Raw genomic sequence first — 22,940 nt, 5'->3', positions numbered from 1 at the left:
TGCGAGCGGATAGTTACTTTGCCTCTCGCTTTGTGCACGTTGAGGGGTTCGAGCGACCGAGAACAAAGCTGGGGGGCTTTTTCAACATCCTGTTTAGAACTCGACTCCCTTTTGGGCTTTGACGCCCTTCCGAAACGGATGCTTCACCTGTCCCATCTCCGTGACAAGATCGGCTGCTTCGATCAGCTCCTTCTTGGCGCCTCGGCCCGTGATGACCACGTGTTGCATGGGCGGCCTGGCCTGGAGCACCGGCAGCACGTCGGCAAGCTGGACATAGTCATGCTGGAGCGCGATGTTGAACTCGTCCAGAATGACCATCGCATAGGCCGGATCCCGAAGGAACTCCGACGCGGCGGCCCAGGCTTTCTGCGCCATGTCCGTGTCCCGCGCTCGATCCTGCGTCTCCCAGGTATATCCCTCGCCCATCCGCAGAAAGACGACCTGCGGACCGAAGCTCTTAAGAGCCCGCTCCTCCGCCGTATCGATCGCGCCCTTGATGAATTGCACGATGGCCACTTTCATCCCGTGGCCGATACAGCGCAGGGCCATGCCCAAGGCGGCGGTAGTTTTTCCCTTCCCCGCGCCTGTGTAGACGATCACCAATCCCTTTTCCTCCTGGGCCGCCTCGATGCGCCGGTCTACGGAGGCCTTCAGGCGTTGCATCCGGGCCTGATGCTCGGCATCGTCCGTCACAACGACACTCCTTTTCCCTCAGCACCCTGCGTGCGCCAGGCCCTTGCGGATGCCACCAGCGCACGTGCCGCAGCCGGCTGACTTGAAAAATGAAGATGGGCATAGAGGGCCACCGTATTGCCTCGTACCAACCCATCCGGCGACCGTGGCTGTCCCTTCGCATCCGTCACGGCACAGGCATAGTCGAGCGATCCCATGGAGACGAGCGAGGAGTAGTGAAACTCATGCCCTCGGACCTTCAGGCCGGCCGCTCCGATCACACAAGGCCTCATCAGTTCAATTTCACGATAGCCCAGGGTCAGGCCTGGCTTGCGCATCACAGCTTCGGCCGGGAATAGCCCGACCATCTCGTGGCCCCGCCCCTCGAAGTCGCGGATCGCTTGTGTCAGGTACATCATCCCCCCGCATTCGGCGTAGATCGCCCCTCCTCGGTCGGCAAAGCCCCGGATTGCCAGTCGCATGGCGCTGTTTCCTGATAACGCCTCGCCATACAACTCCGGATAGCCCCCGCCCAAGTAGAGCAGATCTATGGCCGGCAAGACTCGATCTCGAATCGGCGAGAACCGCACCAACTCAGCCCCCTCCGCTTCCAACAGCTCCAGATTTTCCTGATAGTAGAAGCAAAACGCCGCGTCGTAGGCAACACCGACGCGTACCGATTGGTGAGAAGTGAATGGTGAACCGTGAGAGGATGCCTTCATCCCTTTCACCTCTAACCATTCACCTTTCACGCTGCTCGCCAGAGCTTCCACCTTGTCCAAATCTACGGTCTCGGCCGCCGCCCGCCCCAGCTTGTCATAGAGGTCCGTCGAACCCTGTTCAATGGCGGTCCGCAACCCAAGATGCCGGTCGCCGATCGTCAGGGTTTTGTCCGGCTTCAGGTACCCAACCACCGGCACTCTGGTCTCCGTCTCTACCGCTTCCTTGAGCAACTGAAAGTGACCCTCGCTGCCCACACGATTGCAGAGGACGCCGGCCACCGTCAGGGCCGGATCGAACTTGGCATAGCCGGCCACCATCGCCGCCGCCGACCGAGCCATGGCACTCCCGTCAATCACGAGGAGAACCGGAGCCCCCAGCAGCTTGGCCATCTCGGCCGTGCTGCCGACCTCGCTGCTCGCCGAGCTGCTGTCGAAGAGCCCCATCATGCCCTCGATGACGGCCAGATCCGCATCGGCGGAGGCATGGGAAAATATCTCCCGATTGATTTCGGCCGTCAACATCCATCCGTCCAGATTGCGCGAGGGCCGGCCCGTGGCTGCCGTATGGTGCCCCGCGTCGATATAGTCCGGCCCCACCTTGAACGGCTGGACTTTCCGGCCCCGCTGCCGCAAGGCGGCCAGCAGGGCCAGGGTCACCGTGGTCTTGCCGACATTGCTCTGGGTCCCGGCAATGACGAGACGAGGAACTGCCATGAATGCCTACTCTCTATGAGAACAAGTCATGGTTGATCCGCACGCCGAAATAGATCGAACGGACCGGCGTCCCGGCGTTGAGAATTTCCTGGTAGCGCTGGTTGAACAGATTGTCCGCGCGCACGTAGGCCTCGATGTGCTTGGTCACGGTATAGTTGGTGGTCAAGTTCCACACATCGAAGGCCTGCATGCCCTGACGGTCGGCGGTCGTATTGAACCGCGAGCCCACGAAACGGCCGGTCAGAATGATGTGCAGCGGGTCGATGGGTTGGTACCCTGCCTGGAGGCTCCACTGGTCCACCGGCTGGCGCGGCAACCGGGCCCCGTTGCTCAGGTCGCGCGTCATCGTATTGGTGTACTGACCCTGAAAATCGAATGCTTTGATGAAGGGCAGTCCCAGAGTCTGCTTATAGGCGAAGCTCGCCTCAAAACCTTTGGTCGAAGAATTGCCGACGTTGAGCGGGCAGAAGCTGAACGTGCTGAACGGAGCGCAGACCACGGGATCGAATGTGGTGACGATCTGGTCGCGATACCGGTTCCAGAAATAGCCTCCGCTGAGTTTCAGCCGTTTCCCGAACAGTTCCTGGTCCACCCCCACGTCGAAACTCTGGCTTTTTTCCGCCTTGAGGTTGGGATTGCCGAAGTTGGCGAAATACAGTTCATTGACCGACGGAGCTCGGAATCCGGTGCCATAGCTGGTCCTGAGCTTCGTGTCCGTTTCCTTATGGAGATACCCGCCGGTCAGCCGGTAGGTCGTGGCCGTTCCGAACACGTTGTAGCTGTCCTGCCTGATACCGGCCGTGCCGAAGACCCGGTCCCAGAGATTCAACTGGGCCTGGGCAAACCCCGCGTTTGACGAGACGATTCTTTTCGCCAGCGTGTCATTCTCCCCCTGCTGCTCACGGAACTGGTAGCCGAAGGTGAGCAGCAGGGGATCGGCGACTTGCATATTGTGCTGCCACTCAAGACGGTTGCTGAGCGTCCGCGTGGTGTTCGGCGACCCGGATGGGACCGTCAGCGCGCCGGTGACAAGGTTGCGCTGAAGATTGCCGGGAAAAAACGGTGCATCTTCTTCTGCCCGTGCCAGCGTCAATTTCTGATTCCACCAATGGGTAATCGCCTGATCGTAGCTTCCACCGAATACAAACTGTTGGCTCTTGTTCTTGGAGTTAAACACATCGGCCGGAGGATTGCTGATGTTGTCGATGCTGGTCGAGCCATTCATCCAGCGGAAGTTGAACTCGAGGCGACCGTCCTTGGGCAAATCCACACCCAACCGCGAGGACGCGGTCCAGTTCCTGAACGAATCCCGCTCCGACGCGCCAAGCCGGGAGTCCGCCGCCGAAAATCCGGCGAAGTCCCATCGCGACAGATCCATGGAAAAGTCCACGAGTCCCTTCTTGCCCGTCACCTGGGCTCCCTCGCGGATGGAATTGAAGGACCCGTATTCGAAGAACGAACTCGCGGCGGTGGCCCCCGCGCCCCTCTTGGTGACGATGTTGATGACCCCGCCCATGGCGTCCGACCCCCACAACATGCTTTGGGCGCCGCGCAGGATTTCCACCCGCTCGATATTGTCGGTCGTCAGGTTGGCGAAATTGTAGGCGCCGGTCGTCGCGCTATTGACGATCGCCCCATCGATCAACACCAGGGTCTGCGCTGCGCCTCCGCCACGAATCCGCACGCTCGTATCGGTTCCAGGCCCGCCGTTGGAGAAGACCGCCAGCCCCTGCGCCAGCCGCAAGGCATCGGCCACCGTCTTGAATTTCTGCCGCTGCATCTCTTCGCCGGTGATGATCTCCACCGCGCTGGTCAGTTGACCGACCGGCACAGGCGTTTTTGTCGCGCTGGTCACGACCTCCTCGGTTTGCACGACCGGCGTCCCTTCTTCCGCATGGCCGACCCCGGACCCCCATAGCAACGCCAACAGAATGCCCGACCCAATGATAAACTTCCGCACAACCCACCTCCCCTTTGACTCGAAGGGTAGAGTGAACTGGCTCGACAGCCGGGTTTCCTGACTTGCGGATCATCGCTCTCCCGCGCCTTCCCATCTCAAAAGCTATCAGCTCTCAGCCTTTGGCCTTCAGCTTCAAGATTCAAGCTGACTGCTGATAGCTGATAGCTGACGGCTGACGGCTTCTTCCAGACAGTGGCGTTCTTGCGGAATCGCTCCTCGCTTACAGTGGCGGTACCGTGATGGTCTTGCACCATCTTCCCCGTTCTGCCTGCCTCTCCTCTCGACCTATCCCTCTCTGTGTTACGTGCCCCCATCCGCCCCAACGAGGAATGGGCACATCTTCCTCGCTGAAATCTATATGCGATCAGCTTTCAGTCTTCAGCTATCCGCCTTGATCTCTGGGCCGACCGCTGATGGCTGACGGCTGGCTGTTAGCTTCCGGCCCGGCAGCGTCACCCTCGGCAAGCCGGACTGGGGATGCCTGTCGACCAGGACCCGGCACCGATAGATCTCCTCCAGCACCTCCGGCGTCATGACCTCTTCAGGGGGACCCAGACGTACGGTCCGCCCCCTGTCCAACAGCAACAGACGATCGCAGTATTGGCTGGCCAGATTCAGGTCGTGGGACACCAGGACCACGGTCAGGCCCCGCTCTTCGTTGAGCCGGCGCAGGATCGAGCAGATATCCAATTGGTGGTGGAGATCCAGAAAGGCTGTCGGTTCATCCAGGAGCAACACCTTCGGCTCCTGGGTCAGCGCGCGGGCAATGACCGCCCGCTGGCGCTCCCCGCCCGACACATCGGTGATGGAGCGGTGGGCCAGGTGCAGCACATCGGTTTCCCGCATCGCCGCCTCCGCCACGCGGATATCTTCCGGCCCTTCCCAACCGAGACCGCTCAGGCCGACGTTTCGCCGATGGTGGGGAAAGCGCCCCATCAGCACCATTTCGGTGATCGAGAACGGAAACGCGATCTGGCTCTCCTGTGGCACCAGGGCCACGGCCCTGGCCACGTCATGCTGCGGCATGCCGGCAAGATCGTCACCAAAGAGCGTCACCAGGCCTTCCTGCGGACGCAGCACCTTCGCCAGAATCTTCAGCAGTGAGCTCTTCCCCGACCCGTTCGGACCCAAGACCCCCAGGATCTCCCCCGGGCGCACTTCGAAGGTCAGGCCGTCGAGGACCCAGCCGTTGACCGACCGCCCCGCCCCCGGATGGCCGTAGGAGAACCGAAGCCCGTCCACCGAGTAGGCGGGCACCCCTGTCGTCTCCTTGAAACTCATGCCAGCCGGCCCTTCCGTGATGTCAGGAGATAGATGAAAAACGGCCCTCCGGCCAGGGCGGTCACCACACCCACCGGAATCTCCGTCGGAGCCAGCAGTGTGCGCGCGATCGTATCCGCCGCCATCAGATACAAGCCCCCCATCAGAGCGGAGGCGGGCAAGAGCAGCCGATGGTCCGCTCCGGTGAGCAGGCGCATGGCATGCGGAATGACCATGCCGACGAACCCGATCATCCCGCTGACCGACACAACGGCGCCCGTCAGCAGCGCCGACGTAAAAAAGACGGTTTTCTTGACGGCCTCAACCTCCACGCCAAGCGCACGCGCAGACTCTTCCCCGAGCGTGAGGAGGTTAAGTGAGGCGGCCTGGCGGAATAGGACGAGCAGGCCGGCCAGGAGATAGCCGGCCAGGACAAGCATGGCCGGATAGTCCGGGGCGGTCAGCGTCCCCATCAGCCAGGACATCATGCCGAACGAGCGATTCGGCTCCATGATCGACGTCACGAACATGACCAGCGCGGAGAAGATGGCATTGAGAATCACCCCGGCCAGCAACAGGGTATGAATGGGCAGATACCCGTACGCGGTCGCAATGCGGTAGACCACGAGCACGGAGAGTAACCCTCCGGCCATGGCGCAAAGTGGCAGCGCTGAAAAGGCCAGGGCCGTGCCCGTCAACCCGAACAAGATCGCCAACCCGGCGCCCAGCGCCGCCCCGCTGGAAATACCAAGCACATAGGGATCGGCCAGAGGGTTCCGCAACAAGGCTTGAAGCCCCACGCCGACGGCCGCCAGACAGCCGCCGACCATGAAGGCCAACAGCACCCGCGGCAAGCGCACTTGCATGAGAATGACGCCGGTTGCGCCGGTCGAGTCAAGACCGGCCTGGCCGTCACGAACGGCCAGGCTCACGATCCGGATCTCTTCGGCCAGTCCGATGCGCTCCGCGCCGAATTGCAGGCAGATCAGCAGCACGAGGACGGCGGCCGCAGCCAAGGCCGACAGGGTGAGCAGCCACCGCAGGGGCGACAGCCTGGACGACCCGACCGGCGCGGCACGCGGCGGCTCCGCTGATTCCCCTGCCGCCACCACAGGCTCCGTCACGACAGCCCTCCCTCCTTCCGATTGGGTCTGTCTGGCCATCAGTCCCATTACGGCCCAGACCTTTGGTCGAAGGCCTCCGGATGGATGATTCTGGCCAATGCCTCCAATCCCTGGGCAATCCTGGGGCCAGGCCGGTTCAACAGATCGGCGGCGATCTGATGGAATCGCTGGTGTTTGACGGCTGAGAGTGTCGTCCATCGCCGCCACTGTTGCTGCTCGCTCTCGGGAACACTCTCGGCGCCGCCGACGGGAAAGATCAGAACCTCCGGGTCTTCCCTCAGCACCTCTTCCAGGCTGAGGCGCGGATATGGCACCAGGGCGCGGCCGGCGACATTGACACCGCCGGCCAGCTCGATCATCTGATGGATGAAACTCCCCGGCCCGACCGTGATGAGCGGCTGACTGTTCAGGACATAGAGCACGCGCAGACGCGGGCGTTCCCCCACCTTGGTCCTGATCGCCGCGATCTGTCGTCGCATCTCGGTGGCCACTCGATCGCCAGCCGGGGCACGATCCATCATCCGTCCGATAGTCTGGACATGGGAGGGAATCTCCTCGATGGCCTTGGCTTCCAAAATGAAGGTGGGAATTTTGAGCTGCTCGAGCTTGGCCAGGACATCGGCCCGGAGAAACGTACTGGGGGCCAGGACCAGGTCCGGCCTCAACGCGACGATGGACTCCAGATTCGGGTTCGAATATCCCACTTTAGGCTTGGCGCGGGCCTGCGGCGGATAGTCGCAATAATCGGTCACCCCCACGATTTCCTCGTCCAGTCCGAGGCTGTAGAGGATTTCCGTCATGCTGGGCGCCAGCGAGACCACTCGGATGGGCGGCTTGGCCAGGTACAACTTGCGGCCCAGATCGTCCACAAAGGTCCGCGAGGCCAGGTTGGCCATGAACGGCATGCCTGTGAGGATGCCTTGCTGCCGCCGCTTCAGAGCCATATCATCACTCTCGCCGGCCTGCGCAACGCCGGCGGTCCATAACAACGTCAGGCAGAAGCACCAGGCCCCAACCAGGACGCAACCCTGCTGTCGACGGTTCCGCAAACAAAAAATCCCCAAGGCCTGAAAGACCCTGAGGATTGCACCCGCTTCTTCACCCTCACCCTTTCCCCAGCCCACGAGGGAAAGACGGTCATGCTCCGGGGAGGTCTTCTGGCTTAGGGTTCGACTCTACTCCCCGCGCCTTCCCATCCGTCCGTGAATCGTGAATTGTAAAATGTGAACGGGGTTCATTCCCCATCCGCGTTTCACGTTTCACGCCTCACGGTTAAGACAGTGGCTTCCGCGGGTTTCGTCCCCATTACAGCGGCGGGACCGCGAGGGAGTTGCACCCTCTTCCCTTGACCCGGAGGTATATTTTGTGGGGACACTGTAGGGGAGGCCCTGGACCTCTGTCAAGGCTAATCTCCAGGGACGGGGCTTCGTCCGCCACAGCCGAACCATCGTTCTGCACTGATGCAGCTCCCTCGCCATCGCCGTCTCTTCACGCCGCGAAAATCGCCCATTCATTGGACTCACGGACACAAGCACAGTAGAATGCAACGTGCTTAGCCCATGCACGGCCCGGTGGAATCAGGCGCGAAAAGGAACCGGCAGGCGACCTAGCCATTCATGAAAAAGTCTTTCCTCCTCATCGTTCTTCTCGCACTCATTGTCATATTCCTCGATCTCGTGCGGAACGTATGGCTCGGCAAGGGCGAGGCCCCAAGCGAGGCCTACAAGACCTTACTGACGTCACCGCCCAGGCCCACCCAAGACTCGAAGAACAACGCCTACCTCCTGCTACTCGGATTTTCGGCAGGCCCTTCGGCCGACCCGTTGCACGTCGGCCACGACATGTGGCTCGAAGTGCAAAGCGACCGCGGGCACAGACCCTTCGACTATGGCAAAGAATCCCGCTTGGAGTTACGGGTGCCGGACGAGATACGGGAGGCATTGCAGCCACAAGGCACGGCGGGCAGGATCAGCCAACTCCGCGCCTTGGCTGATCCAGCCAAAAACATACTGTCCCCCCATGCGCTGCTCATCGACCGGTACCGTCAGTGGCTGACGCTTCCGTTTGACGATTGGGGCGATGGCCATCCGGGAGCGCCCAGGCTGATGGATCTCTATGCCGCACACCGGCTCTATCTGGTGGAAGCCTGGACGCAGGACACGTCAACCGCACTGGACCGGCTGGGCAAAGATCTCGCGGCTTGGCGCGGGGTCCTGAGCAATGCCAAGACGCTGTCGCTCAAGGTTTTTGCCGCCACGATCGTGGACGAAGACGCGGCCCTGGCGTCCGAAGCGCTCAATCTGCCCGACTTCGACGTGGCGCTCCTCCCTCGCTTGGACCCTTTGGTGCGCCCCCTGACGCCGACGGAGCGATCCCTGCGCTGGCCTATTCAAAACGAATTCGTGGTCGGGGTGTCACTCTTCGAACATCCGTTGACGAGCGCGGCGGCGCAGTTCCAGCCGGAATCAGAATCCCAGAAACGCTGGATCGCCGGCCTGGCCGGCATGGGCGCCGACTCGTTCCAATCGGTCGAACAGCCCATTCCCGCCAACATGCTGTCCCGCTCCCCCATGCAGAAGCAACGGACGCTGAATATCTATGCCGGCTATTGCGAAGCCACCATCAAGGCGGCCGATCTGCCGAACAGCCCGTTTCCCAAACTACTCGACATGGCCCGGCTGACCCACCGCCGATTTCTGGATTACTTCGTGAATCCGATCGACAATTTTTTCGCTTCCGGGCCGGAGCCGACCTGGGCTCCCTTTGCGGACCGCCTGTTGCGCACCGACGCACGGCTCAGACTGGCCGCCCTGCACGCCAGATTGCACCGGCCTGGACGGGACCTTGCAATGGCCTCCCGCATCGTCCAGGCCGGGTCCGCATTCTACGATCCGTTCTCCGGCTTTCCCATGCTCTGGTCCGCCGCATCGGACAAACTCTACAGCGTGGGAGAGGACCGGAACGACGACGGCGGCGACGAGCAGCGCGACATCCCGATTGTAATCCTTCCGGCCCCTGCCGCCGGCGTGATGACGCCGACACGCACACCGGCCCAGGCCAGGTAGTCGACCCGGCCGCCTTTACGGAAGCCCCACGTCTCGCACTCCCGTTGCTGCCTTATCCGTATTTGATCTTGAGCGCCAAAATGGCCCCGGCCAGGACCAGCGTGACGACATTGGCCACGATGACCGGAATGGAATGGATGAGCAGGCCGTAGAGCAGCCAAAGAAAGACGCCGGTGCAGAACGTCGCCAGCATTCCGAACGACATGTCCCGCGCCGACTTGGTTTTCCAGGTTTTGATCAGTTGCGGACAAAATGCGATGGTCGTCAATGCGCCCGCCGCCAAGCCAAGGAACATGATTGGGTCCATAACCTCCTCTTCCCGCCTCTGCGCATAAGAATACCTCGCGGGAGAATAGAGGGTTTTCACTCGGTGCACAAGCGTGAGACTAGATGTCCCTGGAAGAAACCTGACCGAAGAGTTGGTACCGGTAGCGGGCCACGACACGGTAGATGAGCAACGCCAGGGGGCGCGCGAGCGGAATCTTGAGCAAGGCCAGCCAGAAACGCCCCCCTCGGATGCCGGGCAGAAGCGGTAAGAAGGCATCCAACCCCCGGCTGATCCGACCGTCCCGTTCGACCAGAAAAGCCACATCCGGCCGGCCCGGCTTATAGTCGGCGCCGAGATGACAGGCCGCCTCCTCACTTTGATACGGGATGAAGCGAACCGTGTGCGCATCGCCCGACCGTTCCAGGCCGGCTTTCGCGGCCACGCAGAGGCGGCAGTTCCCGTCATAGATCAGGGTCCGCTCCGGCTGGCGCATACCATCCTGCCGATCCATGGCCCTCCCCATCCAGCGTATTCGCGCTAACACCGGTCCATCATAATGAGGTTTTAGAAAAACTATTGTACCACCGGGCAAGTGGCGCAGCATGGATTCAACTTGACGATGCCGCAAGGCATCACAGGATGGTCAAACAGGCAGGACAGCGAGGCCGCAGAGAGCGAGGCCCCCGAGGAGGTACATACCAAGCTTCGCTTGAACCGCTCGCTTCGATCACATGCGAGCGGATAGGTACTTTGCCTCCCGCCTTGCCGTACGTTGAGGGGTTCGAGCGACCGAGAACAAAGCGGGAGGCCTGTTTCAACATCCTGCCAAGGCAAGTCGCTTGTGCGCCCTACGTCTCTCCGCTATAGTCGCGGCATGTCCATCCATCGCATCATGGCCGGATTGCTCGCCATCCTGATCGCGCTGGCCGCTCTTTCACAGACAGGATCGGGAACCGGCGGGCACATCATCCGAAACGGCTTTCTGTACGGCCTGCCGTTGATCTTGATGGGCTTGCTGCTGGCTCACGTCCGCTGGGCCTTGATGGCGGGGGTGATGTACGGAACGGTGGGATTGGCGCTGGATATCTCCACGACGGTGCAAGACCTGACCAAGACCGGCGCCGGGACTGAGGCGCTGCTGATCAGCGGCGTGAGCGGGCTGGTGAATTTTATGCTGATCGTTCTCGGCGGGCGCGGCTTCCTGGACGTCGGGCCGGCAACGACGCCTCCAGAATCCCCCCGTCCCAATCCCCCGTCCCCGCCCGGAGCGTGACCGGCCGGACCCTGGCAAATCCAGCCAAGCGTAGCCAGCCTTCGGTCTCCTTAATGCCGTAGGTGTTCCCTCGCTCCGTGAACAAGAGCATGGTGACGGCGAACAAGTTGGCTTCCTGCGGATAGAGCCCGTCGGCATCCTGCAGGAAAGCATCCTGGATCAAGAGGCGCCCGCCAGGATTCAACGCGGCGGCGGCCCGGCGAAAGACCTGCCGGTTCTCCTCCGGCGAGTAGATGTGCAGCACGTTGGAATACCAGATCACGTCGTACTTGCCCGCGATCGGCTGCTTCACGAAATCCACCGGCACATAGGACAGGCGCTTCCCCTGGGGGACCGTGGCCGCGATCTCCCGCGCCACCGCCAGCGCCGGAGCCCGATCGGCCACCGTCGCCCGCAGCCTGGGGTTCCTCGCCAGAAACGCCAAGGCATAGGTGCCTGGGCCTCCGCCCAGGTCCAAGAAAGTCTGCGCGCCGTTGATATCGACTTGAGCCGCGACCTTGGGGGCCACCTCCATCGAACGGTGGTGCATGGCCCAGGTAAATTCCCGCCGATAGGCCGCCGCGTTCGGCTCGTCATCCTCCAGCGGCTTGCCGGACCTGACCTGCTCGGTCAAGTGCGACCAGTCGGCCCAGTGATTTTTCAGAAGGCGGAGATAGGCGCCCCGATATGCGGGGCTCTTGGCGTTGAGCTCGCCTGCTCCGAGCGGCCCGTTGCGATAGCCATCCCCCTGTTTCTTGAGCAGACCGACGCTGGCCAAATTCCGGCAGAGGATGTCGAGTCCACGCCGGCTTGCGCGGAGCCGCCGGGCCAGGGCCGGGATCGTCCAGACCCGCCCGCCCATCACCGTGAAAAGATCCAGTTCCAGGGCGGAGATCAGAATCCGGGGCAGCCGATAGGCGGAGACCGCGTCTCGGAAGTCTTCGAAGCTGCGAATAGGCGTCATAGGCATAATCGTGAGGCGTTAGGCGTAAAGCGTAAAGCGACAAGATTCCGGGCTCGCCTCACTCCTTCTCCCTCACGCCTCACGCTCTTGCGGCAAACTGCTGCTTGCACCAGCGGACGGTTTCCGTCACATCCTCCAGTTTGGCCAGGTCCACCGGTCGTTGAAACGTGACCGCCACGTACTCGTCGTTCATCTCGGTCGCCTCCTCGAAGCCGGCGCTCAGGAAGACCTTGCGCACCTTAGCCACCATGGGCTGCAAATAGTACTTGGCCTGCTTGGCCAGTTCATCGCTGCCCAAATCCTCGGGCGTGCCGTCTGACAAGAGGCTTTTGACGTCCTCCATATCGATGCCCGTCTGGCAAATCACGCGACCGTCCGGGGTCAGCTCCAGCATCCAGTTTTCGTCGTCCAGCGCCAGCGCCAGGGCTCCACCCGGTTCCAGCTCATAGAACGCCGGGTCTTGCCGGCACAACTGCGCGCGCGTTTCCGCCCAGTCTCCGCTCATGTCCGCCTCTCACCCGGCATCACCTGGCTGCGCCCGCCGGGCAAGCGAGCCTGCAACTGCTCCAAGCGCTTCGTATTTTCTTCCAGCTTGGGCAACCGGTACTTACGATCCATCTGCACCACCAACGCCAGCAGCTCGGCCGCTTCTTTGAGTCGCCCCAGTTCTTCGTAACACTGGGCCATCACGTACCTCGCACCCCCCGTCCGCAATTCATCGCCGCTCCGCTCCGCCACCGCCTGGCTCGTCTGGCAACAGGCGAGGGCTTCCTCATAGTGCTTCTGCACCAGATGCGTTCTGGCCATCATGCGCCAGACATCCGCCACGCCGCCCTGATCGTCCATTCGGCGCATCAAGGCCAGGGACTGCTCGTAATAGTGCATCGCTTCTTCGCACTGACCCGTTTCACGGGCCACCAACCCCAGATCCGAGAACAGCACGGCCAGCCCTTGTTCATCGCGGGACCGCCGCATAATGTCCAACGCCTCCAGGTAATAGGCGCGGGCCCGATCCCATTCGCCGGCATCGGCACGCAGGTTGCCCAGGTTGGCCAGGGTCGTGCCGATGCCCCGGTCGTCTCCCAGAATCTTTTGCAGTTCGAGCACTTCCTGGTAGTAGGCCTGGGCCTGCTCCCGCCGTCCGCTCACCGCGCAGATGTTCCCCAGATTGCCGAGCGTTGCGACCAGCGCCCGACGGTCCCCGGTGATCCGGTCATAGTCCAGGGCCTTGGCGTAGCAGACGTAGGCCTCGGTGTAATGGCCGTGCGAGAAAAAATCGTTGCCCTGGCGATTGAGCTGTTCGGAATGGGTGGTCTGCATGGTCAAACGAGCAGGGTCCGTTCAAGGACCTGTTTGGCGCCGGTGAGGATCGAGGCCCCGTCTCCCGCGAGGAGGGTCTCAAAGTTGTACTTCAGAAGCCGCTTGAGCCCTTCCCTGGCCTTGACCGGATCGGCATACTTCTCAGCCGGTAGCATAGCGAGCGATCCGGGAGGCTTCCCGATCAACGCATCGCCCAGGATCAAGATCCCCTTCCCCTGCTGCAGGAAGAGCGCGGATTCGCCGGGCGATTTCTGATCCTTGAGATGAATCGCCCAAATGCCGCCCGGCAGCAGCTCCCCGTCTTTGTAAGTCTTGTTGGCCTTGATCGTCATCTGCGGCGCATCGGCCTCCGGCACCATGACCTGGCAGCCGAACTCAGCCTGGCAGGCGGCTGCGTCCCGCTCATGGTCCCGGTTCGTGAGCAGGATATAGTCCAGCTGGCCGCTTTTCCTGATCTGAAGTTTGTCTTCCGACGCCATGGGCGGCGGGTCCACCAGCACACGATGCTCCCCCACAAACAGGAACAGACCGTTGAAGTCCAGCTGCTTCTCTTCCGAGAACCAGGACCATTGCCAGATGCCGGGCAGAAGTTGTTTCATAGCTAACGAAGAAGGCTAAGGTTGAGGTTTAGGCGAAACCCGAATTTGTCTGAACCCGCCATTTCAACCTTAACCTCAGCCTCAACCTGAACCTTTATAAGGCTGCGACCGCATCTTTCAAAACTTTCGTCACCTTCGCGAGAATGTCGGCTTCGTTGGGAAGGTCCAGGATGTCGTCTTCCGGCACGGTGATGAACTTCCGATTGGCCCCCTTGGTGAGCGAGATCAGAAACATGCTGTTCGAGGGAGTCACCGGAATCACCACCTGCACGGCCGCGTCGATCTCCTTGATCAGGCCGAGAAACTTCTGCTTCCCCGCTTCCATCTCATCCATCGAGCTGTATCCCTTCTCTGTCATGACACAGAGCCCTACATATTCCCCTTGCCGGCCCCGCCGGCCAGCAGCTTGTTCACTTCCTGTAGAATCACGTCCGCCCCGGCCAGGTCCATGTTCCCGACCCGCTGCCAGCAGATGACCCCCTCCTGGTCGATGATGTAGACGTTGGGGATGAACTTCCCCCCGCCATACAGCTTATCGGTGGTCTTCTTCGGATCGATCAAATAGGGGTAGGTCACCTTGACCGGAAAAGCCGACAAGAACTCCAGCACGTTCTCCTTCGAATCGCCCGAGGAATTCACCCCGAGGATCGCCACCGGCTTGCCCTGGGTCGCCTCGTACACCTTCTGCAAGTTGGTCCCTTGCATCATGCAAGGCTCGCAGATATGGAACAGCCCCAGCACGATCACCTTGCCTTTGAAACTGTCCAGCGACACGGTCTCGCCGCCGATGGAGGTCAAGGTAAAGCCGGGCGCCTTCTCCCCGATCTTAAAATAGCTCTTGGCCATAACCGACGCAGCCAGGAACACGACCAACGCCGGCGCCAACAACAAGGCCAGGGTCCGTTTCATAGCAGCCTCCATAGCAAAACTGGGAGCGAATGGCTGATGGCGCATGGCGGGAATGGATAAGAGAGCGGAAAGCATTGCTCGCTCGGAGCCATCAGCGATCGGCCATCAGCCATATGCTCCGTCTTCCGTGACTATCCTAGCACGCGTGAATTTTCATGGGCAACAGCAATGATGGCGGGAAAGTCGCGTCAGAAAAGGCCCAATTGCAATTCTTCGGCCTTTGTGAACGGGATGGGATACTTCTCGGTAAAGCAGGCGTTGCAGTAGTGACCGGGACTCCCCGGCGAGGCGTTCAACATGCCTTCCAGACTCAGATAGGCCAGGCTGTCCGCGGTGATGTACTTGCGAATTTCCTGGATCGTATGGCTGGAGCCGATCAATTCCTTCTTGGTCGGCGTATCGATCCCGTAAAAACAGGGCGAGACGATCGGCGGCGAGCTGATCCGCATATGCACTTCGCGCGCCCCCGCGTGGCGGAGCATCTTGACGATCTTCCGGCTGGTCGTCCCTCGCACGATCGAGTCATCCACCACCACCACCCGCTTGCCCTCCAGCACCTCGGACACGGCGTTCAGCTTGATCTTGACGCCGAAGTGGCGGATGGCCTGTTCCGGCTCGATAAAGGTCCGGCCGATATAGTGGTTGCGGATCAACCCGTTCTCGAAGGGAATGCCCGATCCTTCCGCAAAACCCAACGCGGCCGGCACGCCCGAGTCCGGCACCGGGATTACGATGTCGGCCTTGACCGGCGCCTCCTTCGCCAACTGCCGCCCCAGCGCCTTGCGCGTCAGATAGACCGCCTTGTCCCCGAAAATCTTGCTGTCCGGCCTGGCAAAATAGATGTACTCGAACACGCACTTGGCCGGCTCGGTCTTGGTGAAGGGCATATAGCTTTTCACCCCGTCCTGATTCAGCACCACCAGTTCGCCCGGCTCGATCTCGCGCACCGCTTCCGCCCCGATCAGATCGAACGCGCAGGTCTCGGACGCCACCAGCCAACTGTCCTTCAGCCGGCCCAGACAGAGGGGGCGGAACCCATGGGGGTCCCGGCAGGCGATCACCGCGTCGTCTGTCAACAGCACGACCGAGAAGGAGCCCCGTACCTGGCTCAACGCGTCGATGATCCGCGACAAGAGCGTATCGCCGCGCGAGTGGGCCATCAGGTGAATCATCACCTCGCTGTCGGTCGAGGATTGGAAGATCGCGCCGTACGCTTCCAATTCGTTCCTCAGCATCTGGGCATTGATGAGATTGCCGTTGTGCGCCAGGGCCAGATTGCCGAAAGCGAAGTTCACGGTCAGGGGCTGGACGTTCTTGAGGTTGTTCCCGCCCGCGGTCGAATAGCGATTATGGCCGATGGCCCTTGGCCCGGGCAGACGCTTCAGCACCGATTTGGTGTAGATGTCGGCCACCAGGCCCATGCCTTTTTCCTGGTGGAAATGCTCGCCGTCGGACGAGACGATGCCGGAGCCCTCCTGCCCCCGATGCTGCAAGGCATAGAGGCCGAGGTAGGTCAGGTTGGCCGCTTCCTTATGGCCGTAGATGCCGAAGACCGCGCACTCATCGTGGAATTTGTCCGGCGTGATCAGGTCCATCAAGGTAGCTCAACGATGAGTGATAAACGATAAATGATGAATTGCTGCGCCCGACCGTTCATCATTTCGCATTCTGCATTCATCATGATTGCTCAAGCGCCCGTTCGAGGCTGTTGCCCCAGCGGTCGAAGAGGGTGTTCAGATCCGTGTCGATCCGGCAACCGGCGCCCCAGCGATCTGCCGCCACGTCGATCACCAGCCGATCTCCCTGCACCGAGCCGATGGCCGCCGCCGGCACACCCATCTGCTCGGCCTGGTTGAGCACCTGTTCAGCCACAGACGGCTTGACCGACAGGACCACCCGAGACTGGCTTTCCCCGAAGAGCAGCGCATCCCGGCGGAGCCCGTTCGGCTCTAATCGTACCACAGCGCCGAGCCGAAGCCCAGGCGACGACACACAGCACTCAGCCAGCGTCACGGCCAGCCCTCCGTCGGAGCAGTCATGCGCCGACTGGACCAACCCCTCGCCGATCAACGCGAGCACGCAGGCCTGCAGCGACTTTTCCGCCTCCAGACTCAGGTGCGGCGGCGAGCCCTGCTCCCGATGGTGCACCACCCGCAGATATTCCGTTCCGCCCAGATCGTCCCTGGTCGTGCCCAGCAAGATGATCTGATCCCCGGCTTGTTTGAACCATTGGGTCGTGGCCCGGTCCGCCGGCTCGATCAGCCCCACCATACCCAGGATCGGCGTCGGATAGATGGACAGCCCGTTGGTCTCGTTGTAAAAGCTCACGTTGCCGCTGACCACCGGGACGCCGAAGGCCTCGCAGGCATCCTTAATTCCTTCGATGGACAGGATGAACTGCCACATGATGTCCGGCCGTTCGGGATTCCCGAAATTCAAACAGTCGGTGAGGCCGATCGGCAGGGCGCCGGAGCAGACCAGGTTGCGCGCCGCTTCCGCCACGGCGATGCCGGCCCCGACGTAAGGATTCAACAGACAGTAGCGCCCGTTGCAGTCCGTGGCGATGGCCAGGGCCTTGTTCGTCCCCTTGATCCGCACCACCGCCGCATCCGACCCGGGCCGCACCAGCGTGTTCGTCCGCACCATGTGGTCGTACTGTCGGTAAACCCAGGATTTGCTGGCGATGGTCGGCGATTCCAGAAGGGAGAGGAGGACTCCCGTCGCGTCCTTCACATCAGGCAGGACATCCAGGTTGAGCGATTGCAGATGTTCCTGATAGGGAGGCGGCGCGTTGGGCCGTTCGTAGCGGGGCCCATCCTCGGCCAAAGCCTTGGCAGGAATCTCCGCCACCACCTTGCCCTGGTCGCGCACACGCAGGATGCCGTCGTTCGTCACCCGGCCCACCACCGCCGCGTCCAGATCCCATTTCTTGCAGATCGCCAGGACTTCCGCTTCCTTCCCCTCCTTGGCGATCATCAGCATCCGCTCCTGCGATTCCGAGAGCATCAGCTCATACGGCGTCATGCCAGGCTCGCGCCGCGGGACCTCGGTCAAATCCAGGTCGATCCCGTTCCCGGCCCGCGAGGCCATCTCGCAGGAGGAGCTGGTCAGCCCAGCCGCGCCCATATCCTGGATGCCGACCAACAAATCCTTGTCCATCAATTCCAGGCAGGCTTCCAGCAACAGCTTCTCGGTGAAGGGGTCTCCGACCTGGACGGTCGGCCGCTTGGATTCGGAGGCTTCATCGAAGGCATCCGAGGCCATCGTGGCCCCATGAATCCCGTCCCGTCCCGTCTTGGACCCGACATACATCACCGGGTTGCCGATGCCCGCCGCCAATCCCTTGAAGAGCCGGTCTTTCTTGGCGATTCCCAGGCAAAAGGCATTCACCAATGGATTTTGGCTATAAATGTCGTTGAAGACCACTTCCCCGCCGACCGTGGGCACGCCCATGCAATTCCCGTAGCCGGCGATCCCGGCGACGACCCCCTTGAACAGATGCCGATTCAGCGGCTTGTCGAGCAGACCGAACCGAAGCGAATCCAACAAGGCGATCGGCCTGGCGCCCATCGTAAACACGTCGCGCATGATCCCGCCCACGCCGGTCGCCGCCCCTTGATAGGGTTCGATGAACGACGGGTGGTTATGCGATTCCATCTTGAAGACCGCGCAGAGCCCGTCGCCGATATCCACCGCCCCGGCATTCTCGCCAGGCCCTTGCACGACGCGCGGCCCGGTCGTCGGGAGCTTCCTGAGATGGACACGCGAACTCTTGTAGGAGCAGTGCTCGCTCCACATGACCGAGAACATCCCCAGCTCGGTCAGGTTCGGCTCCCGCCCCAGAATCTCGACGATCTTCTTGTACTCCTCGTCCGACAGCCCATGCTGCGCGATGAGGTCTTTGGTGATCACGGAACCCGGTGCCGTCATGCCCTCGCCTGCCTCTCCATGTCCGACTCTGCGTTGCCGAATGACCGTCCCATACACACCGACGCGGGAAGACATTGAATCCGAAATTGCTCGGTTTCCCGAATGGCTCGCGGCACCGCGTCTCGCGTCACTCGCTGGAACCCGAACTTCGCAAAGAAGCCCTCGGCCGTATCCGTCAGCAGATACCCGTCACGCACGCCAGCCGACCGCGCATGGGCGACCACCAGCCGATAGAGTTGCGCACCGATCCCTTGCCCGCGATACCCCGGATCGACCGCAAACGACCGAAACAGCCCCCCGCTGCCATGGATCTCGCATCCCGCCGTTCCGACAAGCCTTCCCCCTGCGACCGCCACCACAAAGTGCGGGAGATGCGGGGCGATTCCTTCGGACGACAACCCTGCTCGTTCGAGGAGCGATGCAACGGCCTGTTCATCAGCGGGCACGGCAAGCCGATACTCGATGGACACCGCCTGCCGCGCGACTTCTCCCTCTCCATCGCCCATAGCCCCGATGCGCTTCTTCTTTCGTCGCAGGTTCAATGATGCTGCGCGATGAGGTCTTTGATGATATGCGGGGCCTGTATTTTCATTCTTTATCTGCCGTCAGCTAAGCTGAGGTTTTTCAAATATTTCTCGTACAAGGGGGACCGAACTTCTTTTGGAAATTCCGCATCTGGGATTTTCAGAAGGTCTGGCTTTGGAGTCAGGAATATCCCCTTTTTCTGAAGCACATAACGATACTGAAGAGCCTTATCACCGTATAGTTCTCTGAGTAGATTGGTTGCGATCTCTTCATTGTGTTTTCCGCCAGCGCCCAATCGGCCCTCATTCCAGATCAACATGGCCGTGGTTTCTAAGGCTAGCTGCACGGTTTCCTTTGCTTTGCTGTTTATATCTTTTGCATCTTGCTTGATAGTATTGAATTCCATCCCACCGTATTTAATCGAATCTGGCCTCACAAGCGCCATTAGGATTAGCAATAAACTTAATGTCAAAAGACCCAAGAGTGGAGCATCGAACTTTTCCTTCCGCACAAACACAAACCATAGAAAGAGGCCTAGGATGGCGAGCCCTAAAACTCCTACTGTGCAGAATGCCCAATTTGCCATTGCATCATGCCCCCTTCTCTCATCAATGATTAGGCGAGTCATGCCGTGAGAGATCCGCTTACCCCCTACTTCAAAAGCGGTTGCTAGAGAACGTTTCCGCTTCGCACATTATCTCTGATACTGCATTAGCAAGCCACTCACGTCTTAATGATGTGGTGTCACTATTTACTGGCATTCTATTCAGCTTCCAAAGAGCCTCTCCTCTGGGGCCAATATCAACAACTCGCCCAGGTGCGGTCTGATGAGCAAGAGCATTTCGTATATCCTTCCATTCTTGGAGATCACTGGAAGCAGCTGTGCGATTGAGAATGGCCGTCAAACTTTCCGATGGAAATGCCATTTGAAACTGACTGGCGGTTTTCTTAGGATTAATGTTTCTTGCATCATCTAGCGGGAAGTTCTTTGCATTTAACAATGAACCTAACACGCATAGCGCGTAATAGAGACTTTCAATAGTCGCCAATCCGTTCATAAAAAAGTTAAAAAGCTCCTTCTCCTGTATATATCGCTCAACCCTAGGAGGAGCATTCCCCGCTTTCTTAATGCACTCAGAGAAATTTGCATCATGTTCTGCGCACGACATGAATCTATATAGAACAGCATTCCAGGCACCTAGGAATTGATCTAACTGATCCGAGGGATTAGTTATCTTGGGCGCAATGCGGTTGCGAATTGACTCATAAGCAATATTGGGAAAATCTTCAGGCAGTGTAAGCCCCTCTGTTATAGGCCTGATTCCTACCAGTGTTTTTATGGAACCTGTCATATTAGCTACTACCGAATCGTCACCGTACGGGCCACATCAAAACTCTTCTCTCTCCCATCCATCGTTCTCTTGAGCGTCACCTGGCCTATGTAAGTCCCGGCCGGCCAGCCATTGGTCTTCGGGCGTGATCCGGCGAAAGCGAACCGGCGGGCCTGGGTCCGATCCACAGGGCTTTCCTGCTCCAGCAGCGGCTTACCATCCGGCCCCATGATACGGAACTGTACTCGATCTCCTGCTTCAACCCCCAAAATGTCCACCCATAGGACCAAGGCGGGACTGGTCGCCGCCAGCGGCCCATCCTCACGCTTCCCGCTACGAATTGCCTCAATGTCCGGCTTGCCGGTCGAAAAACCCACGTTGTAGATCGCAGCCGGCTCATACTCGACGTGCTGATCCGCCCGCCACAAGGACTTCCCTTCCTGCCCACAGCCGGCGCTCATCTGCCGATTGGTGAAGGGGTCAATGGCCTTCCCATCCTTACGAACGGTCAGATGCACGTGGGGGAATTCCGTCTTGCCGGAGAGTCCGACCAAGCCTAACTGGCTACCTCGCTCAACCTTGTCCCCCGCCTTGACCTTGATGCTGCCTTCCTTCAAATGGCAATACTGGGTCTGCCAGTTGCCCTCATGGTCTATCACGACGCCGTTGCCGCATTCTCGTCCGGCAATACGCTTGCGCGAGGCTTCGTCGGTCAACGCGACATCCTGCATGCCATCCCGCACGTTCCTGACCGTGCCCGACGCGCCGGCCACCACCGGCACCCCTTGGACCATCACGGCCAGGTCGCGGATGGCGAAGTCCGTTCCGTCATGACCGTCGTAGGTCCGCCGATTGCAGCGGAAGTCGTGCGCTTCCACGGAGAGGTCCACATCCACGTAGTTCGCCACCCAGCAGGTCTGGCCGATGACACAGGTCAACGGCAGGCCCAATCCTTCCGTCTCGATAGGATCGGCGGCAGCAGAGACGCCCTGGCTCAACCAGATAGCCAACAAGCACAGCGGCAAGCCGCTTCTCTTCCACCCCATGGCTCGCATCGGTTACGTCAGGACTGCCTTGAGTTTGGCTTTCTGCAGCGCGTCCAGCATGGAAAGAAAGATCAGACGCCCGTCATCGTTCCCCAGGACTGCTTCCGCGCTGCGCTCCGGATGGGGCATCATGCCCATCACGTTGCCCGCCGCGTTCCTGATGCCGGCGATATTGTCCAGCGACCCGTTGGGGTTGGCTTCCGCCGTGACCTTGCCCTCCGGCGTGCAGTAGCGAAAGACGATCTGCGCCGCCGCCTTCATCTGGGACAAGGTGACGTCGTCCGTGTAGTAGTTGCCGTCCGCATGGGCGATGGGGATTTTCAGGACCTGGCCAGGCTGGCACCGGCCGGTGAAGGGGGTCGCCGCATTCTCGACCGTCACGTAGACATCCTTGCAAATGAACGACAGCGACCGATTCCGCAGCATGGCGCCGGGCAGAAGGCCCGCTTCCAGCAGGATTTGAAAGCCGTTGCAGATGCCCAGGACCATCCCGCCTTCATGGGCGAACTGTTTCACCGCCCCCATGACCGGCGAGAAGCGGGCAATCGCGCCGGTCCGCAAATAATCGCCGTAAGAAAACCCGCCCGGCAGGATGATCGCATCCAGACCGTCCAGCTTGGTTTCCTTGTGCCAGACCGGGATGGCCTTGTGCCCGAGCACATCCGACAGGACGTGAATACAATCGTGATCGCAGTTACTGCCCGGAAAAACGATGACACCGAAATTCATAGCCCCTCACAAGGCTGAGGCTCAGGTTAAGGTTGAGTCCCCACTTCCTCAGCCTCGACCTTAACCTCAACCTGCCAATTCGAATCGGTATTCCTCAATGATCGTATTCGCCAGCAACTTCTCACACATCGCTTTGACCTCAGCCTCAGCCTTAGCCTTATCTTTTTCTGCCAGGTCCAGTTCCATATACTTACCCACCCGCACGTTGCCGGCCGACTTGAACCCCAACGTCTCCAAGGCATGTTCGATGGCCTTCCCCTGCGGATCGAGAATGCCTTGCTTCAGCGTCACATGAATCTTCGCTTTCACGCCTTCCTCCTACCGGCTCTCTTCTTTCTGCTCTTGCGCCATCAGCACCAGCTTTTTCCTCGCCCAGTTAATGACCGCCGCCAGGACCAGCCCCCCCGCCGACAAAGCCAGAAACGACCAGCGCCAGAACAGGTCAACCGTGTTGATCGCCATCAAGGCCACGGCCGCCGCCCAGACGACGATGGCCCAGATCAACCCGTGTTCCATGAACTTCAGGACCAGGCGCTTCACCTTCTCACTC

General features: G+C 60.6%; 25 protein-coding genes and 2 riboswitches. Of the genes, 2 read left to right on the top strand and 23 right to left on the bottom strand.

Annotated features, from left to right (window positions below; genetic code table 11):
* Positions 1 to 93 precede the first annotated feature (93 nt).
* The 6 genes from cobO to EPO61_11905 form a co-directional block, all read right to left on the bottom strand.
* Positions 94 to 693 carry a cob(I)yrinic acid a,c-diamide adenosyltransferase gene (cobO, locus tag EPO61_11930; protein ID TAJ07830.1) on the bottom strand — a complete coding sequence of 200 codons (600 nt, stop codon included), beginning with the start codon at positions 691 to 693 and terminating at the stop codon, positions 94 to 96.
* Positions 690 to 2,108, bottom strand: a complete 1,419-nt coding sequence (locus EPO61_11925; protein ID TAJ07829.1) for a cobyrinate a,c-diamide synthase — start codon at positions 2,106 to 2,108, stop codon at positions 690 to 692. The genes cobO and EPO61_11925 overlap by 4 nt, the downstream gene beginning before the upstream one ends.
* Positions 2,109 to 2,121: 13 nt before the next feature.
* The gene (locus tag EPO61_11920; protein ID TAJ07828.1) at positions 2,122 to 4,068 is read right to left on the bottom strand and encodes a TonB-dependent receptor; all 1,947 of its coding nucleotides are present in this window, start codon (positions 4,066 to 4,068) and stop codon (positions 2,122 to 2,124) included.
* Positions 4,069 to 4,097: 29 nt separating this feature from the next.
* Positions 4,098 to 4,372, bottom strand: a riboswitch (cobalamin riboswitch).
* A gap of 74 nt (positions 4,373 to 4,446) precedes the next feature.
* A complete protein-coding gene (locus tag EPO61_11915; GenBank protein ID TAJ07827.1) occupies positions 4,447 to 5,349 on the bottom strand; it encodes an ABC transporter ATP-binding protein in 903 nt (300 codons plus the stop codon).
* The gene (locus EPO61_11910) at positions 5,346 to 6,500 is read right to left on the bottom strand and encodes an iron ABC transporter permease (protein ID TAJ07826.1); all 1,155 of its coding nucleotides are present in this window, start codon (positions 6,498 to 6,500) and stop codon (positions 5,346 to 5,348) included. The genes EPO61_11915 and EPO61_11910 overlap by 4 nt, the downstream gene beginning before the upstream one ends.
* Complete coding sequence (locus EPO61_11905) at positions 6,500 to 7,396, bottom strand: cobalamin-binding protein (protein TAJ07825.1); 897 nt, start codon at positions 7,394 to 7,396, stop codon at positions 6,500 to 6,502. The genes EPO61_11910 and EPO61_11905 overlap by 1 nt, the downstream gene beginning before the upstream one ends.
* Positions 7,397 to 7,581: 185 nt before the next feature.
* A riboswitch (cobalamin riboswitch) is annotated at positions 7,582 to 7,859 on the bottom strand.
* A 269-nt stretch (positions 7,860 to 8,128) separates the two neighbouring features.
* Here EPO61_11905 and EPO61_11900 point away from each other — a divergent pair.
* Entirely contained in the window at positions 8,129 to 9,517 is a 1,389-nt protein-coding gene (locus tag EPO61_11900) for a hypothetical protein (protein TAJ07824.1), read from the top strand.
* A gap of 52 nt (positions 9,518 to 9,569) precedes the next feature.
* On the opposite strand, the gene EPO61_11895 is transcribed toward EPO61_11900, so the two are convergent.
* Both EPO61_11895 and EPO61_11890 read right to left on the bottom strand, forming a co-directional pair.
* Positions 9,570 to 9,824 carry a hypothetical protein gene (locus EPO61_11895; protein TAJ07823.1) on the bottom strand — a complete coding sequence of 85 codons (255 nt, stop codon included), beginning with the start codon at positions 9,822 to 9,824 and terminating at the stop codon, positions 9,570 to 9,572.
* Between the two features lie 79 nt (positions 9,825 to 9,903).
* On the bottom strand, positions 9,904 to 10,389 hold the full coding sequence (locus tag EPO61_11890) for a DUF393 domain-containing protein (GenBank protein ID TAJ07822.1): 486 nt from the start codon (positions 10,387 to 10,389) through the stop codon (positions 9,904 to 9,906).
* 270 nt (positions 10,390 to 10,659) lie between these two features.
* On the opposite strand from EPO61_11890, the gene EPO61_11885 reads away from it, so the two are divergent.
* Complete coding sequence (locus EPO61_11885; GenBank protein TAJ07821.1) at positions 10,660 to 11,058, top strand: hypothetical protein; 399 nt, start codon at positions 10,660 to 10,662, stop codon at positions 11,056 to 11,058.
* On the opposite strand, the gene EPO61_11880 is transcribed toward EPO61_11885, so the two are convergent.
* The 15 genes from EPO61_11880 to EPO61_11810 form a co-directional block, all read right to left on the bottom strand.
* A complete protein-coding gene (locus tag EPO61_11880; GenBank protein TAJ07820.1) occupies positions 10,955 to 12,007 on the bottom strand; it encodes a methyltransferase domain-containing protein in 1,053 nt (350 codons plus the stop codon). The genes EPO61_11885 and EPO61_11880 overlap by 104 nt on opposite strands.
* A 73-nt stretch (positions 12,008 to 12,080) precedes the next feature.
* Positions 12,081 to 12,506: a hypothetical protein gene (locus EPO61_11875; GenBank protein ID TAJ07819.1), complete on the bottom strand. Its 426-nt coding sequence runs from the start codon at positions 12,504 to 12,506 to the stop codon at positions 12,081 to 12,083.
* On the bottom strand, positions 12,503 to 13,321 hold the full coding sequence (locus EPO61_11870) for a tetratricopeptide repeat protein (GenBank protein TAJ07818.1): 819 nt from the start codon (positions 13,319 to 13,321) through the stop codon (positions 12,503 to 12,505). Before EPO61_11870 ends, EPO61_11875 begins: the two co-directional genes overlap by 4 nt.
* 2 nt (positions 13,322 to 13,323) lie before the next feature.
* Positions 13,324 to 13,920 (bottom strand): hypothetical protein, encoded by a 597-nt coding sequence (locus tag EPO61_11865; protein ID TAJ07817.1) that lies wholly within the window; start codon positions 13,918 to 13,920, stop codon positions 13,324 to 13,326.
* 94 nt (positions 13,921 to 14,014) lie between these two features.
* Positions 14,015 to 14,254: a hypothetical protein gene (locus EPO61_11860; protein ID TAJ07893.1), complete on the bottom strand. Its 240-nt coding sequence runs from the start codon at positions 14,252 to 14,254 to the stop codon at positions 14,015 to 14,017.
* Positions 14,255 to 14,289: 35 nt separating this feature from the next.
* A complete protein-coding gene (locus tag EPO61_11855; GenBank protein TAJ07816.1) occupies positions 14,290 to 14,841 on the bottom strand; it encodes a TlpA family protein disulfide reductase in 552 nt (183 codons plus the stop codon).
* 176 nt (positions 14,842 to 15,017) lie between these two features.
* The gene (locus EPO61_11850) at positions 15,018 to 16,424 is read right to left on the bottom strand and encodes an amidophosphoribosyltransferase (GenBank protein ID TAJ07815.1); all 1,407 of its coding nucleotides are present in this window, start codon (positions 16,422 to 16,424) and stop codon (positions 15,018 to 15,020) included.
* A gap of 82 nt (positions 16,425 to 16,506) precedes the next feature.
* Complete coding sequence (gene purL / locus EPO61_11845) at positions 16,507 to 18,759, bottom strand: phosphoribosylformylglycinamidine synthase subunit PurL (GenBank protein ID TAJ07814.1); 2,253 nt, start codon at positions 18,757 to 18,759, stop codon at positions 16,507 to 16,509.
* Positions 18,756 to 19,265, bottom strand: coding sequence for a GNAT family N-acetyltransferase (locus EPO61_11840; GenBank protein TAJ07813.1), 510 nt, complete (start codon positions 19,263 to 19,265; stop codon positions 18,756 to 18,758). Before EPO61_11840 ends, purL begins: the two co-directional genes overlap by 4 nt.
* 89 nt (positions 19,266 to 19,354) lie before the next feature.
* The gene (locus EPO61_11835) at positions 19,355 to 19,912 is read right to left on the bottom strand and encodes a hypothetical protein (GenBank protein ID TAJ07812.1); all 558 of its coding nucleotides are present in this window, start codon (positions 19,910 to 19,912) and stop codon (positions 19,355 to 19,357) included.
* Positions 19,913 to 19,940: 28 nt separating this feature from the next.
* The gene (locus EPO61_11830; protein TAJ07811.1) at positions 19,941 to 20,636 is read right to left on the bottom strand and encodes a hypothetical protein; all 696 of its coding nucleotides are present in this window, start codon (positions 20,634 to 20,636) and stop codon (positions 19,941 to 19,943) included.
* 8 nt (positions 20,637 to 20,644) lie between these two features.
* Positions 20,645 to 21,670 carry a M23 family metallopeptidase gene (locus tag EPO61_11825; GenBank protein ID TAJ07810.1) on the bottom strand — a complete coding sequence of 342 codons (1,026 nt, stop codon included), beginning with the start codon at positions 21,668 to 21,670 and terminating at the stop codon, positions 20,645 to 20,647.
* Positions 21,671 to 21,673: 3 nt separating this feature from the next.
* A complete protein-coding gene (gene purQ, locus EPO61_11820) occupies positions 21,674 to 22,390 on the bottom strand; it encodes a phosphoribosylformylglycinamidine synthase subunit PurQ (GenBank protein ID TAJ07809.1) in 717 nt (238 codons plus the stop codon).
* 66 nt (positions 22,391 to 22,456) lie between these two features.
* Positions 22,457 to 22,699 (bottom strand): phosphoribosylformylglycinamidine synthase subunit PurS, encoded by a 243-nt coding sequence (gene purS, locus EPO61_11815; GenBank protein TAJ07808.1) that lies wholly within the window; start codon positions 22,697 to 22,699, stop codon positions 22,457 to 22,459.
* Positions 22,700 to 22,708: 9 nt separating this feature from the next.
* Positions 22,709 to 22,930 (bottom strand): hypothetical protein, encoded by a 222-nt coding sequence (locus tag EPO61_11810; protein TAJ07807.1) that lies wholly within the window; start codon positions 22,928 to 22,930, stop codon positions 22,709 to 22,711.
* Positions 22,931 to 22,940: the final 10 nt, after the last annotated feature.

It is taken from the genome of Nitrospirota bacterium (assembly GCA_004296885.1).
In the GTDB taxonomy this organism is placed as follows: Bacteria; Nitrospirota; Nitrospiria; order Nitrospirales; family Nitrospiraceae; genus SYGV01.
This window is presented reverse-complemented; position numbering and strand designations above follow the sequence as displayed.